Here is a 14,790-nt window from a genome sequence, read left to right on the forward strand (position 1 = left end):
ACGAGCGCCCGGTCTGTCACGCGCAGCGGGTACCCTGCGCCTCTTTTGGATGGAGAAAAAGACGATGCGCACCGCTCACTTCGCCCTTGCCGCGACCGCCGTCCTTGGCCTGGCCGCCTGCAGCACCACCGGTCCCGCCAACAAGCTGCTCACGCTCGACGGCAACCCGCCGCTGGTCATCGCGCACCGCGGCGCCTCGGGCTACCTGCCCGAAGAGACGCTCGAAGCCTATGCGCGCGCCATCGAACTGGGCGCCGACGTGATCGAGATGGACCTGGTCTCCACCAAGGACGGCGTGCTCATCGCCCGCCACGACCCCAACCTGGCCATCAGCACCGACGTGGCGAAGCACCCGCGCTTCGTCTCGCGCAAGAAGACCATCAAGGTCGACGGCGAAACCCAGACCGGCTGGTTCAGCAACGACTTCACGCTGGCCGAGATCAAGACGCTGGGCGGCATCTCGACCGACCCCGAGCGCCCGCAGGAATTCAACGGCAAGTTCAAGGTCCCCACCTTCCAGGAGATCATCGACTTTGCCAAGGCCAAGTCGAAGGAAACCGGCCGCACCATCGCGATCTACCCCGAGACCAAGAACCCGACCTACTTCCGCGACCTCGGGCTGCCGCTGGAAGACAAGGTGATCGCCGCCATCAACGCCGCCGGCTGGAACAGCAAGACCGCGCCCATCTACGTGCAGTCCTTCGAGCCCGGGAGCCTCAAGTACATGAAGGCCAAGGGCCTGAACACCCGGCTCATCCAGCTGATCGACGGCGACAGCGTCGACCTGAAGACCGGCGCCGTGACCTTCGCCGTGCCGAGCGACCGCCCCTACGACTGGACCAAGGCCGGCGACAAGCGCAACTTCGACGCCATGGTCACGCCCGCGGGCCTGGCCGAAATCAAGACCTATGCCGACGGCATCGGCCCGTGGAAGCGCTACATCGTGAGCATCAAGGGCAGCATCGGCGCCGACGGCAAGCCGCTCGACGTCAACAAGGACGGCAAGATCAACGACGCCGACGCGACCTCGGTCTCGCCGAACACGCTGATTGCCGATGCGCACAAGGCCGGCCTCTTCGTGCACCCGTTTACGTTCCGCAACGAATCGCGCCGACTGGCGGCCGACTACAGCAAGGACGGCAGGAACGAGTACGCGGTCTACTACAAGCTGGGCGTGGACGGCGTGTTCACCGACTTCACCGACACGGCGCTGGCCGCTCGCGCCGACTACCTGAAGAGCCTCGGCCGCTGAGTTTCTGTTCGTGAAACACCGCGGAACCGGCTTTGCCGGGCCGCTGGTGTTGCCCCCGGTAGGGGGAAGGCGTAGCCTCGGGGGCGTGCTTATTGCATAGACTGTGCCCCATGAAACTCATCGATTCGCTCGTCACGCAGGCGGCCGGCATCGCCGCCGTGCGGCGTGACCTCCACGCCCATCCCGAACTCTGCTTCGAAGAAGTCCGCACCGCCGACGTGGTGGCAGGCAAGCTCACCGAATGGGGCATTCCCATCCACCGGGGCCTGGGCACCACCGGCGTGGTGGGCATCGTCAAGAACGGCACCAGCAACCGCGCCGTCGGCCTGCGCGCCGACATGGACGCGCTGCCCGTCACCGAGCTCAACACCTTCGCGCACGCCAGCCAGCACCACGGCAAGATGCACGCCTGCGGGCACGACGGCCACACCGCCATGCTGCTGGCCGCGGCGCAGCATCTCGCGAAGAACCGCAATTTCGACGGCACCGTCTACCTGATCTTCCAGCCGGCCGAAGAGGGCGGCGGCGGCGCGCGCGAGATGATCAAGGAAGGGCTGTTCGAGCAGTTCCCGATGGACGCCGTGTTCGGCATGCACAACTGGCCCGGCATGAAGGCCGGCCAGTTCGCGGTGAGCCCGGGGCCGGTGATGGCATCGGGCAACAAGTTCTACGTCAACGTGATCGGCAAGGGCGGCCATGCCGCGCTGCCGCAGACCGGCATCGACCCGGTGCCGATCGCCTGCGAGATCGTGCAGGCGTTCCAGACCATCCTCACGCGCAAGATGAAGCCGACCGACTCGGCCGTGATCTCGGTCACCACCATCCATGCGGGCGAGACCAACAACGTGATCCCCGACAACTGCGAGCTGACGGGCACGGTGCGCACCTTCTCGATCGAAGTGCTCGACATGATCGAATCGCGCATGCGCAAGATCGCCGAGCACATCTGCGCGGCGCACGATGCCACCTGCGACTTCCGCTTCGAGCGCTACTACCCGCCCACCATCAACACCGAGGCCGAGGCCAACTTCGCGCGCCGCGTGATGGGCGAGATCGTCGGCCCCGAGAACGTGCTGAAGCAGGAAGCCGCGATGACCTCGGAAGACTTCGCCTTCATGCTGCAGGCCAAGCCCGGCGCCTATGCCTTCATCGGCAACGGCGACGGCGCGCACCGCGACGTGCACCACGGCGAAGGGCCCTGCACGCTGCACAACGCGAGCTACGACTTCAACGACGAGCTCATTCCCCTGGGCGCCACCTGCTGGGTGCAACTGGCCGAGCAGTTCCTGAAGCCCGGGGGAGCCGCGCCTTGATCGGCGTCGGCGAGGCGTTTTCGCCGCGCTACGCCCAGGCACGCCAGAAGTTCCTGCAGGCCTGCGTGAGCGCGGGCCTCGCGGCCCTGCCGCATGCGCATCCGGGCAAGGGGCGGGATGGCGAGGAGCTTTCGATGGACGTGGCGCTCGACGGCGCCGCGGACGCCGAGCGCCTGCTGATCGTCTCCAGCGGCTGCCACGGCGTGGAGGGCCACTGCGGCAGCGGCGTGCAGGTGTTCGCCCTGCACGACGCCGAATGGCGCGAGAAGGCCAGGGCGCAGGGTGTCGCGGTGCTCTATGTGCATGCGCTCAATCCGCACGGCTTTTCGTACGGCCGGCGCGTCACGCAGGAGGGCGTCGACCTGAACCGCAACTTCGTCGATTTCTCGAAGCCGATGCCGGCCAACGATGCCTATGCCAAGCTGCATCCGCTGCTGGTGCCCGACACCTGGCCGCCCCCGCCCGAGACCGAGGCCGCCATCGAGAAGTGGATCGGCAAGCATGGCGCCGAGGCCTACCAGGCGGCCGTCACCGGCGGCCAGTACCAGTTCGAGGACGGCCTGTTCTTCGGCGGCAAGGCGCCGACCTGGAGCAACAAGACCTTGCGCGGCGTGTTGCGCCGGCATGCCGCCGGCGCGCGCCGGCTGGCCTGGATCGACCTGCACACGGGGCTCGGTCCGAACGGCCTCGGCGAGCGCATCTTTGCCTGCCGCGACGACAAGGCCGCCTACGCGCGCGCCAGCGCCTGGTGGGGCACGCCCGCGGCACCCGTCACCTCGATCTACGACGGTTCCTCGAGTTCGGCGCTGCTGCGCGGCCTGATGGGGGAGGCCGCCTACGAGGAGTGCCCGCAGGCCGAATACACCGGCATCGCGCTCGAATACGGCACGCTGCCCATGCTCGACGTGCTGGCCGCGCTGCGCGCCGACCACTGGCTGCACAAGCACCCCGAGGCGCCGGCCGACCTGGCCGCCGGCATCCGCGCGCGCATGCTCGAAGCCTTCTATACCGACACCGACGCCTGGCGCGGCCAGATCGTCAGCCAGGCGCGGCAGGCGATGTTCCAGGCCGTGGACGGCCTCTGCAGCTAGGTCCGGACGCGCCCGTCGCCCGTCAGCATCGACAGCTCGACGAACTTCGAGCCCACGTGGTTCTTGGCCGAGAAAGACACCTCGAAGCCGCCGAACTGCTGGCGGTCGATGCTTTCGAGCCCCGCGATGAGGCCGTCGCGCGAGGCCTTGCCCGGCGCGCGGCGCAGGCCCTCGGTCAACACCTTGGCGGCGATGTAGCCCTCCATGCTCGAGAAGTTGGCGCTCGTGCCGGCCCCGGCCTTCTTCACCGCCTCGCTGAATTCGCGCGTGATCGCATTGGCCGGGTTGTACGGCGAGGGCACCACCTGGGTCACCATCACGCCCGCGCCCTCCTTGCCGAGCTCGTCGGCCAGCGCCTGCGTGCCCACGAAGGACACGTTGAAGAAGGTGCCGCCGTAACCCGCCTTGCGCGCCTGGCGGATGAAGGCCGCGCAGGCCTTGTAGGCGCCCACCTGGACCACCGCGTCGGGCCGCGCCGCCGTGATGCTTTTCACCGCCGCGGCCACGTCGACCGAATTGCGCTCCACCGTGGCCAGCGCCACCGGCTTGAGCTCCTGCTGCGAGAGCGCCAGGGTCACACCGTCGAGCCCGGCCTTGCCGTAGGCGTCGTTCTGGTAGAAGACCGCGATCTTCTTCAGGCCCAGGTGCGTGAGCTGCTTCACGATCAGCGCGGTCTCGTCGTTGTACGAGGCGCGCAGGTGGAACACGTTCCTATGGAAGGGGTCGCGCAGCGACATCGCACCGGTGAAGGGCGCGACGAAAGGCACCTTCTCCTTCACCGCGAGCGGCAGCGCCGCCATGCTGGTGGGCGTGCCGATGTAGCCGAAGAGCGCGAACACGTCTTCTTCGATCAGCTTTTGCGTGTTGGCGGCGCAGCGGTCGGGCTCGTAGCCGTCGTCCAGGTTCTTGATGACCACGTTGCGCCGGCCGGCCTGGGCGTTGTACTGGTCCAGGAACAGCTTGGCGCCCTGGTGGAACTGGATGCCCAGCTGCGCGGCCGGGCCGGTGAAAGGCGCCGACTGGCCCAGCACCAGCGGCACATCGCCCTGCGCCCGGGCCAGCTGGAAGCCGCCGAGCGCCGCCGCGCCGGTCGCCAGCGAAAAATGTCTGCGATTGATCATGTGAAACCTCCTTTGCGCCTGCCGCGCCACTGCCTGGAAAACTTTAGACTTGCCGGATGGTCGATACCCCGGTCTCTGCAACTGTTGTCCCCCCCACCAACACTTCCACGGTCCTGGGCGTCTGTCCGCACGACTGTCCGGACACCTGCGCCCTGGTCACCACCGTCAGGGACGGCGTGGCCGTGAAGCTGCAGGGCAATCCGGCCCATTCGCACACCGCTGGCGTTCTCTGCACCAAGGTTTCGCGCTACATCGAACGCAACGACCACGCCGAAAGGCTCGTCCAGCCCCTGAAGCGGACCGGGCCCAAGGGCAGCGGCCAGTTCGAACCCGTGAGCTGGGAGGCCGCTCTTGACGACATCGCCACGCATCTCCGTGCATTGCAGACGGATCCGGAAACAATTGTGCCTTATAGTTACGCAGGCACGATGGGCCTGGTGCAGGGCGAGTCGATGGATCGACGTTTTTTCCACAAAATGGGCGCCACGCTGCTGGACCGCACGATCTGCTCCATGGCCGGCGGCGAGGCCATGGTCCATACCCTGGGTGCCAAGGCCGGCATGCGGATCGAATTCTTCGCCGAGGCGAAGCTGATCCTGATCTGGGGCAGCAACTCCATTGCCAGCAACCTGCACTTCTGGCGCAACGCCCAGGCCGCCCGGCGCGCTGGGGCGCGGCTGGTGTGCATCGACCCGCGCAAGACCGAAACCGCCGACAAGTGCGACGAGCACATCGCCCTGCTGCCCGGCACCGATGCCGCGCTCGCCCTGGCGCTGATGCACGAACTCATCGTCCACGGCTGGCTCGACCACGATTTCATCGCCAACCACACGCTCGGCTGGGAGCAGCTGAAAGAGCGCGCACTGCAATGGCCGCCTTCGCGCGCGGCCGCCGTGTGCGGCGTGCCCGAGGCGCAGATCGTGGCGCTGGCGCAGGCCTACGGCACCACCCGGCCGGCCGCGATCCGCCTGAACTACGGCATGCAGCGTGTGCGCGGCGGCGGCAACGCGGCGCGCGCCATCGCCTGCCTGCCCGCGCTGGTGGGGGCCTGGCGCGACCGCGCGGGCGGGCTTCTGTTGAGCAGCTCGGGCCACTTTCCGGTCGACCGCGCCGCGCTGCAGCGCCCCGACCTGCTCGCGGGCCGCCAGCCGCGCACCATCAACATGAGCACCATCGGCGACGCGCTGCTCGACCAGGCCAGGCCGGTGAAGGCCATCGTGGTCTACAACAGCAACCCGGTCGCGGTGGCGCCGGAGTCGGGCAAGGTGGTGGCGGGCTTCGCGCGCGAAGACCTCTTCACCGTGGTGCTCGAGCAGTTCCGCACCGACACCGCCGACTACGCCGACTACCTGTTGCCCGCCACCACCCAGCTCGAGCACTGGGACATCCACACCAGCTACGGCCACACCGACGTGCTGCTGAACCGGCCCGCGGTGACGCCGCGCGGCGAGGCGCGCAGCAATGCCTGGGTGTTCCGCGAGCTCGCGCGCCGCATGGGCTTTGACGAGCCCTGCTTCTCGGACGACGACGAGGCACTGTGCCGCAGCGCCTTTGCGCCAGGTGCCATCGACTACGCGCAGCTGCTGGAACAAGGCTTCACCAGCCTCAAGCTGCCCGAAGCGCCCTTTGCCGAAGGCCGCTTCCCGACGCCTTCGGGCCGCTGCGAATTCTTCAGCGCGCGACTGCAGGCGCAAGGCATGGACGGCCTGCCCGACCACGTGCCCAACTATGAAGCCGCCGGCAGCTCGACCGAGTTTCCGCTGGCCATGATCTCGCCGCCGGCGCGCAATTTCCTCAATTCGACCTTCGTCAACGTGACCAGCCTGCGCGCCATCGAGGGCGAGCCGCTGCTCGAGATCCACGAGGCCGATGCGGCCGCCCGCGGCATCGAGGACGGCGCCATCGTCCGCGTCTTCAACAAGCGCGGCGAGCACCGCTGCCGCGCCGAGGTGTCGCGCCGCGCGCGGCCGGGCGTGGTGCACGGCATGGGCATCTGGTGGCGCAAGCTCGGCCTGGACGGCACCAACGTCAACCAGCTCACCAGCCAGCGCCTGACCGACATCGGCCGCGGGCCGACCTTCTACGACTGCCTGGTCGAGGTCGAGCGCCTTGCTCCCTCTGGGAGAGGGTTGGGGTGAGGGCTGTCCCCGCATCCGCCCTGGCCGCCGCACTGCTGCTGCTCGGTGGCTGCGCCGACCTCGGCTACTACTGGCAGTCGGCCAGCGGGCACCTGAGCATCCTGCGGGTGGCCAAGCCGGTGCCCACATGGCTCGCGGACCCCGCCGTTTCCGCGCCGCTGAAGGCCAAGCTCGAACTCGCGCAGCGCATCCGCCGCTTCGCCGTGGCCGAACTGGCGCTGCCCGACAACGCCAGCTACACCGCGTATGCCGATCTGCACCGCCCCGCGGCGGTGTGGAACGTGGTGGCTGCGCCGCCGTATTCGCTCACGCTCAAGAGCTGGTGCTTTCCGGTGGCCGGCTGCGTGGGCTACCGCGGCTACTACGACGAGGCCGCCGCCAAGGCCGAGGCCGAGGCGCAGCGCGCCAAGGGCCTGGAAACGGCCGTGTACCCCGTGCCGGCGTATTCCACGCTGGGCTGGATGAACTGGGCTGGCGGCGATCCGCTGCTTTCCACCTTCATCGGCTACCCCGAAGGCGAACTGGCGCGCATCGTGTTCCACGAGCTTGCGCACCAGGTGCTCTACGTACCCGGCGACATCGTCTTCAACGAGTCGTATGCCACCGCGGTGGAACGCATCGGCGGCGCGATGTGGCTGCAGCGCGAGGCCAGCGAGGCGGCGCGCAGCGAGTACGCGCGCTTCGACGGGCAGCGCCAGCAGTTCCGCGCGCTGGCCCTCGAGACCCGCCGCGCGCTCAACCAGGTGTACGAATCCGCCCAGGCCAAGGCCGGCGACTGGAGCGCGGTCGATGCCATGAAGAAGGCCGCGATGGACACCTTTCGCGAGCGCTACGCGAGCCTGCGTGCGCAATGGCAGGGCCCGCGCCAGGGCGCCTACGACCTGTGGGTGGCGCGCGCCAACAATGCGACTTTCGGGGCCCAGGGCGCCTACGACGACCTGGTGCCGGGCTTCGAGGCCCTGTTCGCGCGCGAGAACCGCAACTGGCCGCGCTTCTACAAGGAAGTCCGCCGCATCGCCGCGCTGCCGACCATGGAAGAGCGGCGCAACGCATTGCAGACGGCCACGGGATTGCTGCAGACCAATTCCAGCCACGACGACAACAACAACGGAGGGCACGGTGCCTGACATCCATATCGAAAGAAACCACGCACTCGGCATTGCCGGCGCCCGCGAAGTCGCACGCCAGTGGATCGAGCAGGTGGGGCAGGACTACGGCCTGGAATGCACCTACACCGAAGGCGAGGCCTGCGACGTCGCGCAGTTCAGCCGCGCGGGCATCGACGGCACGGTGGAGGTCACGGCCGACACGCTGACGCTGGAGGCGACGCTGGGCTTCCTGTTCAGCAGCTTCAGCGAGCAGATCGAGCAGAAGATCGCGCGCAAGCTCGATGCCTTGCTGGAATCGCCCGGCGGTGCCCGCTTCGCCTGAGCGGCCGGCGATCAGGCGATGGTGTAGCCGCCGTCGACCGGCAGCGCCACGCCGCTGACCATCGATGCGCCATCGGAGAGCAGGAACAGGATCGGCGCCACCACCTCTTCGACCTGCGCGAACCTTCCGAGCGGAATGTTCCCGAGCGCCGCCGCGCTTTTGGCCGGATCGGCCCAGGCCCGCTCGGCCATCGGCGTGAGCGTGACGGTCGGGTTCACGCTGTTCACGCGAATGCCATGCGGCCCGAATTCGAGGCACAGCGAGCGTGTGACCGCATCCATCGCGGCCTTCGATGCGCAATAGCAGAGGTGCGCGTCGAGCGCGACCAGCGAGGCCTGGCTCGACACGTTGACGATGCTGCCGCGCACGCCGGCGGCGATCATCGCCCTGCCGCAGCGCGTGGCGACCAAGGCCGCGGCGCGCGCGTTGACGGCCATCACGGCGTCGAAGCTCTCGGCTTGCAGGTCGAGTGCCGATTCGAGCAGCGCGATGCCGGCGCAGTTCACTACCAGGTCGAAGGCTGGCAGCGTTGCGAACGTGCGTTCCAGTTCAACTGCGTTGCCCACGTCGACCATCAGTGGTGCGCAGCCGGCTTCTGCTTGCAGTGCGTCGAGCGCGGCGGCATTGCGGCCCACGGCCGTCACGGCTGAGCCCGATTGCGCGAGCCGCACGGCGACTGCGCGGCCGATACCGCTGCTTGCACCGGTGACCAGTGCGCGTCGTCCGGAAAAATCGAAAGTTGTCGTCATGGTGCTGCTGTCATGGATTGCGGCTTGTGTTCGGGGCGCGTGCCCAGGCCACCGGGTACTCCCCTCCGCGAATGTCCCCGGACGGCGGGAGCGCGCTGAATGAATGTGTTCATCTCAGCCGATGCATCGCATCGCGCAATGCCGGGTAAAGCAATTTGTAGATATCGAAGCGCTCGCGATAAACAGCCCGCGCCGCAGGCTCGGGCCGCGCGCGTTCCACCAGCGTGACCCAGCCGCGCTCGGCGGTCGCCGCATCGACCAGCCCGGCACCGAGCGCCGCGAGCATTGCCGCACCCAATGCCGCCTCGACCTCTTCCTCGATGGTGAACACCCGGTAGCCCGTAACGTCCGCCACGATCTGCATCCACAGGTCCGAGTGCGCCGCACCGCCGACCACGATCAGCCGATCGTCCAGCGGCTGGCCGCTTTGCCGCCCGGCCTCGATGTTGTGCTGCAGCGCAAAGCTCACGCCCTCGAGCACCGCGCGGTACAGATGAGCGCGGCTGTGCGCGAGCGAAAGGCCGATGAAGGCGCCCTTGGCCTGCGCATCCCAGATCGGGCTGCGCTCGCCCATCAGGTAGGGCAGGAAGACCAGGCCCTCGGCGCCGGGCGGCACCTCGATGGCCTGGCGTTCGATCAGCGCATGCGCGTCCTCGCCGGTGCGCGCGGCCTCGGCCATCTCGGCCTGGCAGAAGGCCTCGCGAAACCAGGTGACGGCCGCACCGGCCGTGATCGCGCCGCCGAACACATAGCTGCGGTCCGCGCCGCGGTAGACATGCGGCATCGTGATGAGCCGGTGGCGCGCATCCACCGTCGGGCTCACGAAGCCCCAGCACATGCTGGTGCCGATCATCGCGACGTGGTCGCCGCTGCCGGTGACGCCCGCACAGAAGGTGGCGACCGCCGCATCGACGCCGCCGGCCATCAGCGGCATGCCCTCGGCGAGGCCGAGCTTCGCGGCCCATTCGGCGTTCAGGCCGCCCACCACGTCGCTCGACTCGACCAGGCGCGGTGGCATCATGCGCGCCGGAATGCCCAGCATGCCGAGCGCCTCGTGGGACCAGCTGCGCTGCGCTGCGTCGTACACGCCGCCGATGTTGCCGGCCGAGCTGTGGTCCACCGCGAGTTCGCCGCTCAGGCGCCAGTTGACGTAGCTGTTGGGCGGCAGGAAGTAGCGCGTCTTCGCCCACACCTCGGGCAGGTGCTCGCGGATCCACAGCATCTTGGTGAAGCCGTAGTAGCTGTCGACGCCATTGCCGGTGATGGCCTGCAGGCGCGCGGCATCGATGTTCGCATTCACCGCATCGACCTCGGCGGTGGCCCGCCGGTCCATCCAGATCAGGCAGGGGTGCAGCGGCTGCATCGCCTCGTCGACCGGAATGCCCGCGCCGCCATAGAGGCTGCTCACGCACATCGCCGCAATGTCCGCTGCAGCGACGCCGCTCTTCGCGACGCAGGCGCGCACGCTCTCGCAGACCGCGCTGAACCACACATCGCAGTCCTGCTGCGCCCACAGCGGCTTCGGCGTGTCGGGCTGGTAGGCCACGCTCGCCTGCGCATGCACCTTGCCGTTGGTGGAGGCCAGCAGGCACTTGGTGCTCTGCGTGCCGATGTCGACGCCGATCACGTATTTCATGTTGCCGTGCGGGGCTGCGGCTTGAGCAGCACCTTGATGGAATCGAGCGAGTTGGCCAGTGTGAAGGCGCGCTCCCACTCGGTCAACGGAAAGTCGTGCGTCACGATGCCCTTCGAGGTGACGAGCCCGCGCGCCAGCAGGTCGATGGCAATCGGATAGCAGTAGGGCCCCAGGTGCGCGCCGCGCACGTCGAGCTCCTTGCGGTCGCCGATGATCGACCAGTCGGCGCTGGTTTCCGAGCCGAATACGCTGAACTCGACGAAGCGGCCGAGCTTGCGGATCATCTCCAGCCCCTGCGTCACGCCGATGGGCGCGCCGGTGGTCTCGATGTAGACGTCGCAGCCGTAGCCTTCGGTCAGGCCCTTGACGATGGCGTCGGCATTCTCGGTCTTGGGGTTGATCGTCACGTCGGCGCCGAACTGCTTGGCCAGTGCGAGGCGCTCGGGCACGAGGTCGATCACGATCAGCTTCTTCGGCGTCTTCAGCGCGGCCACCTGCACCATCATCAAGCCCAGCGGGCCGGCGCCGGCAATCACCACCACGTCGTCCAGCTGGATGTCGCCGCGGTTCACCGTGTGGATCGCGCAGGAGAGCGGCTCGATGATGGCCGCGTCTTCCAGCGAGATGCCGTCGGGGATCTTGTGCACGCGCGAGGTCGGCGGCAGCCGCATGTAGTCGGCCATGCCGCCGTCGGCCACGATGCGCTGGAAGCCGAAGATGTTGTGCACCTCGCACATCCAGTATTTGCCCGAGGTGCAGAAGCGACACTTGCCGCAGGGCACGATCTGTTCGGCGATCACGCGGTCGCCTTTCTCCACGCCGAAGTGCCCGGCCGCGCCTTCGCCGAGCGCCTCGACATAGCCGAAGAATTCATGGCCGGGGATGACCGGCGCCTTGACCCACGAAGGCTGGCCGTCGCCGCCCCAGAACATCTTCGCGCCCGAGTGGCACTTGCAGTCGGAGGCGCAGATGCCGCAGGCCGCGATGGAGATCAGCAGCTCGTTCGGGCCGATGGCCGGCATCGCGACGGTTTCGAGGCGGTAGTCCTTGGGGCCGTGGCAGACGACGGCCTGCATGGCGGCGAGTTGGCCGATGGCGCCCGATGCGCCGGGCTGGAGCTTTTGATAAGACATGGGTTCCTTGTGGTCAGAGGGCGTTGGAGATTTCTCCTTCCCCTGGGAGGGGAAGGAGCAAGACAAGGGGTCAGCGTTTGGCTTCCCGGCTGATGAAGATCGCGAGCAGCACGATCCCGCCCTTGATGATCAGTTGCAGATACGGCGACACGCCGATCATGTTGAGCCCGTTGTTCAGTACACCCAGCAGCAGCGCACCGACCAGCGTGCCCACGATCGCGCCGCGCCCGCCGGCAATCGACGTACCGCCCATCACCACCGCCGCGATTGCGTCGAGTTCGAAGCCCACGCCCACGCCGGGCTGGCCGCTGGTCACGCGCGCTGCCTGCACGATGCCGGCGACGGCGGCGGTGAAGCCGCTCAGCGCATACACCAGCAGCTTGTAGCGCGACACGCGCACGCCCGAGAGCCGCGTCGCTTCCTCGTTGCCGCCGATGGCATACACGTAGCGGCCGAAGGGTGCCATGTTGAGCAGCACGTACGCCACGAGGTAGGTGGCCAGCATGATCAGGATCGGCACCTTGATGCCCGCGAGCACGCCGCCGCCGAGGAAGGCGAACGAGTCGGGCAATCCATCGATCGGATAGCCGCCGGTATAGATCAGCGCAATGCCGCGCGCGATGCCCATGGTGGCCAGCGTCACGATGATCGGCGGCATGCGCAGGTAGGCCACGCAGTAGCCGTTGAAGAGGCCGATCACGACGCCGACGGCCAGCCCCAGCGGCACGGCGAGCATGGGCGGCAGTCCGAACTGAACCATCATCCCCGAGGCCAGCGTGCCGGAGAGCGCCACCACCGCGCCGACCGAGAGATCGATGCCGCCGGTGAGGATGGTGGCGGTCATGCCGACCGCGATGATCGCGTTGATCGAGGACTGCAGTGCGATGTTCTGCAGGTTGCCCCAGGAGAGAAAGTTGTCGGTTGCGACGATCATGAAGACCGAGATCGCTACCAGTCCTACCAATGGAAGAAAGGCTGTGGAGCGGCGCAGCTGGGTGAAGAGTCCTCCATCAAGCGCCGGTGGTGTCGGGTGGGTTGCGGTTGCATTCATTTCAGGTGCTCCATGGCGCATTGCTTGAAGATGGGCGCTGTTGTTCAGGGTGTGTGCACAGGCCACCGGGTACTCCCCTCCGCGAATGTCCCCCGCCTTCGGCTCCTCCTTTATTTCGCTGCGGGGAGCACCCGATGCCCTGCGCACGATGGGCGCGGCCGTTGTGCTGGCCGATCAACCGGTGCTCTGAACAACGAGCACGTCGATGGGGTGCCTTGCGCAGCGAAATCAAGGAGGAGGCCGAAGGCCGGAGGACATTCGCGGAGCAAGGTACCCCGTCGGCGGGAGCGCGCCCTGAACAGCGCACGTCAAACACAACGCGACACAAAGCAAAGCAAAGCCGCCCAGTCATTGCAAGCTCCCCGACGAAGTAGCGTGCCGCATGATGTCCCCCGAATTGATGGCGTCGCCCTCGAGCGTGGCCACGATGGCGCCGCCCGAGAACACCGCCACGCGGTCGCACATGCCCACGATCTCGGGCAGCTCGCTCGAGATCATGAGGATGGACTTGCCCTGGCGCGTGAGTTCGCGCATCAGGCCGTAGATCTCGGCCTTGGCGCCCACGTCGATGCCGCGCGTGGGCTCGTCGAAGATCAGCACTTCGCTCGCGTGGCCGAGCCAGCGCGCGATCACCACCTTCTGCTGGTTGCCGCCCGACAGCGTGGCCACGCGCGTCTCGATGCCGGGCGCCTTCACGCCCACGCGCTTCGAGAGTTCGGTGGCCGACTGTTTTTCCGACCTCTGGCTCACGAGCCCGCCGCGCCTGTGGCGGCCGAGGTTGTTCATCGAGATGTTGAAGCGGATCGTGAAGTCGGTGATCAGCCCCTCGACCTTGCGGCTCTCGGGCAGCAGGCCGATGCCGTTCTCCAGGGCCTCTGTCGGGTCGCTCAGCCGCACGGGCCGTCCGTTGCGCAGCACCGTCTTGCGGTGCACGCGGTCGGCGCCCATCATGCCCAGCGCGAGCTCGGTGCGGCCCGAACCGACCAGCCCCGCGAAGCCGAGGATCTCGCCTTCGTGCAGGTCGAAGCTGTTGACCGGCCCGCCCCTGGCGAGCTGGATCTCGGGCACTTCGAGCACCTTGCGTCCGCGCGGCGCGGGCTGCGGCTTGGGCGGAAAGCTGTGCTCGATGCGGCGGCCGACCATCATCTCGACCAGCGCATCCACATTCGTCGCGCCCACCTCCGCATGCCCTGCATTGGCGCCGTCGCGCAGCACGCTGATGCGGTCGCACACCTCGAAGATCTCCTCCAGGTGGTGCGAGATGAAGATCATCGCCACGCCCCTGGCACGCAGCTCGCGCATGATCTTGAAGAGATGCCCGGCCTCGTTCGGCGTGAGCGTGGCGGTGGGCTCGTCGAGCACCAGCAGCTTGGCGTCGAGCGACAGCGCCTTGCCGATCTCCACGAACTGCTGCTGCGCCACCGAGAGCCGGCAGATCGGCACGCCAAGGTCGATCTGCACGCCCAGCTCGTCGAAGAGCTGCCGCGCCGAACGCTTCATCGCGGCCTTGTCCATCAGTCCGAAGCGGTTTGTCAGGTAGCGGCCAAGAAAGATGTTCTCCACCGCGTTCAGGTACGGCACCAGGCTGAACTCCTGGAAGATGATGCCGATGCCCGCCGCGATCGCATCGTTGTAGCCCGCGAAATTGCGCTCCCTGCCCTCGATGAAGATGCGCCCCTCGTCGGCTTGGTGGATGCCGCCGAGGATCTTCATCAGCGTCGACTTGCCCGCGCCGTTCTCGCCGAGCAGCGCATGCACCTCGCCCTTGCGGATCGAGAGGTCGATGCCCGAGAGCGCCTTCACACCCGGAAAGCGCTTGGACACGCCTTCCAGCCGGAGCATCTCTTCTGGTGCGGAGGAGGAGGTCATGGCCCG

General features: G+C 67.7%; 12 protein-coding genes. 6 read left to right on the forward strand and 6 right to left on the reverse strand.

All coding sequences use genetic code 11. The features are described from left to right. Positions 1-64 precede the first annotated feature (64 nt). From IB278_RS10885 to IB278_RS10895, 3 genes are all read left to right on the forward strand, one after another. Entirely contained in the window at positions 65-1,252 is a 1,188-nt protein-coding gene (locus IB278_RS10885; RefSeq protein ID WP_192323422.1) for a glycerophosphodiester phosphodiesterase, read from the forward strand. Between the two features lie 110 nt (positions 1,253-1,362). Beyond that, a complete protein-coding gene (locus tag IB278_RS10890) occupies positions 1,363-2,565 on the forward strand; it encodes a M20 aminoacylase family protein (RefSeq protein ID WP_192323423.1) in 1,203 nt (400 codons plus the stop codon). Further along, positions 2,562-3,656, forward strand: coding sequence for a M14 family metallopeptidase (locus IB278_RS10895; RefSeq protein WP_145742782.1), 1,095 nt, complete (start codon positions 2,562-2,564; stop codon positions 3,654-3,656). The genes IB278_RS10890 and IB278_RS10895 overlap by 4 nt, the downstream gene beginning before the upstream one ends. Here IB278_RS10895 and IB278_RS10900 read toward each other — a convergent pair. Next, positions 3,653-4,777, reverse strand: a complete 1,125-nt coding sequence (locus IB278_RS10900) for an ABC transporter substrate-binding protein (RefSeq protein ID WP_192323424.1) — start codon at positions 4,775-4,777, stop codon at positions 3,653-3,655. The genes IB278_RS10895 and IB278_RS10900 overlap by 4 nt on opposite strands. A 56-nt stretch (positions 4,778-4,833) precedes the next feature. Between IB278_RS10900 and IB278_RS10905 the strand changes: the two genes are divergently transcribed. Genes IB278_RS10905 through IB278_RS10915 form a run of 3 tightly spaced genes read left to right on the forward strand, consistent with a single transcriptional unit; the run spans position 4,834 to position 8,346 of the window. Beyond that, positions 4,834-6,915, forward strand: a complete 2,082-nt coding sequence (locus IB278_RS10905) for a molybdopterin-dependent oxidoreductase (protein WP_192323425.1) — start codon at positions 4,834-4,836, stop codon at positions 6,913-6,915. Beyond that, entirely contained in the window at positions 6,912-8,042 is a 1,131-nt protein-coding gene (locus tag IB278_RS10910) for an aminopeptidase (protein WP_192323426.1), read from the forward strand. The genes IB278_RS10905 and IB278_RS10910 overlap by 4 nt, the downstream gene beginning before the upstream one ends. Beyond that, positions 8,035-8,346, forward strand: a complete 312-nt coding sequence (locus tag IB278_RS10915; RefSeq protein WP_145742775.1) for a polyhydroxyalkanoic acid system family protein — start codon at positions 8,035-8,037, stop codon at positions 8,344-8,346. The genes IB278_RS10910 and IB278_RS10915 overlap by 8 nt, the downstream gene beginning before the upstream one ends. An 11-nt stretch (positions 8,347-8,357) precedes the next feature. Here IB278_RS10915 and IB278_RS10920 read toward each other — a convergent pair whose 3' ends face one another. From IB278_RS10920 to IB278_RS10940, 5 genes are all read right to left on the reverse strand, one after another. Beyond that, complete coding sequence (locus tag IB278_RS10920) at positions 8,358-9,095, reverse strand: SDR family oxidoreductase (RefSeq protein ID WP_192323427.1); 738 nt, start codon at positions 9,093-9,095, stop codon at positions 8,358-8,360. 109 nt (positions 9,096-9,204) lie between these two features. Then, entirely contained in the window at positions 9,205-10,731 is a 1,527-nt protein-coding gene (locus IB278_RS10925) for an FGGY-family carbohydrate kinase (RefSeq protein WP_192323428.1), read from the reverse strand. Next, the gene (locus IB278_RS10930) at positions 10,728-11,864 is read right to left on the reverse strand and encodes an alcohol dehydrogenase catalytic domain-containing protein (RefSeq protein ID WP_192323429.1); all 1,137 of its coding nucleotides are present in this window, start codon (positions 11,862-11,864) and stop codon (positions 10,728-10,730) included. Before IB278_RS10930 ends, IB278_RS10925 begins: the two co-directional genes overlap by 4 nt. Positions 11,865-11,934: 70 nt before the next feature. Next, on the reverse strand, positions 11,935-12,915 hold the full coding sequence (locus IB278_RS10935) for an ABC transporter permease (protein WP_225612847.1): 981 nt from the start codon (positions 12,913-12,915) through the stop codon (positions 11,935-11,937). Between the two features lie 348 nt (positions 12,916-13,263). Then, positions 13,264-14,784: a sugar ABC transporter ATP-binding protein gene (locus IB278_RS10940; protein ID WP_192323431.1), complete on the reverse strand. Its 1,521-nt coding sequence runs from the start codon at positions 14,782-14,784 to the stop codon at positions 13,264-13,266. Between the last annotated feature and the right edge of the window lie 6 nt (positions 14,785-14,790).

The organism is Variovorax sp. VRV01 (assembly GCF_014852545.1).
Lineage (GTDB): Bacteria > Pseudomonadota > Gammaproteobacteria > Burkholderiales > Burkholderiaceae_C > Variovorax > Variovorax beijingensis_A.

Coding starts and splice junctions, on each gene's coding strand:
- IB278_RS10940 (WP_192323431.1), bottom strand. CDS start 14,784: ATGACCTCCTCCTCCGCACCAGAAGAGATGCTCCGGCTGGAAGGCGTG.
- IB278_RS10890 (WP_192323423.1), top strand. CDS start 1,363: ATGAAACTCATCGATTCGCTCGTCACGCAGGCGGCCGGCATCGCCGCC.
- IB278_RS10930 (WP_192323429.1), bottom strand. CDS start 11,864: ATGTCTTATCAAAAGCTCCAGCCCGGCGCATCGGGCGCCATCGGCCAA.
- IB278_RS10925 (WP_192323428.1), bottom strand. CDS start 10,731: ATGAAATACGTGATCGGCGTCGACATCGGCACGCAGAGCACCAAGTGC.
- IB278_RS10900 (WP_192323424.1), bottom strand. CDS start 4,777: ATGATCAATCGCAGACATTTTTCGCTGGCGACCGGCGCGGCGGCGCTC.
- IB278_RS10905 (WP_192323425.1), top strand. CDS start 4,834: ATGGTCGATACCCCGGTCTCTGCAACTGTTGTCCCCCCCACCAACACT.
- IB278_RS10935 (WP_225612847.1), bottom strand. CDS start 12,915: ATGAATGCAACCGCAACCCACCCGACACCACCGGCGCTTGATGGAGGA.
- IB278_RS10885 (WP_192323422.1), top strand. CDS start 65: ATGCGCACCGCTCACTTCGCCCTTGCCGCGACCGCCGTCCTTGGCCTG.
- IB278_RS10920 (WP_192323427.1), bottom strand. CDS start 9,095: ATGACGACAACTTTCGATTTTTCCGGACGACGCGCACTGGTCACCGGT.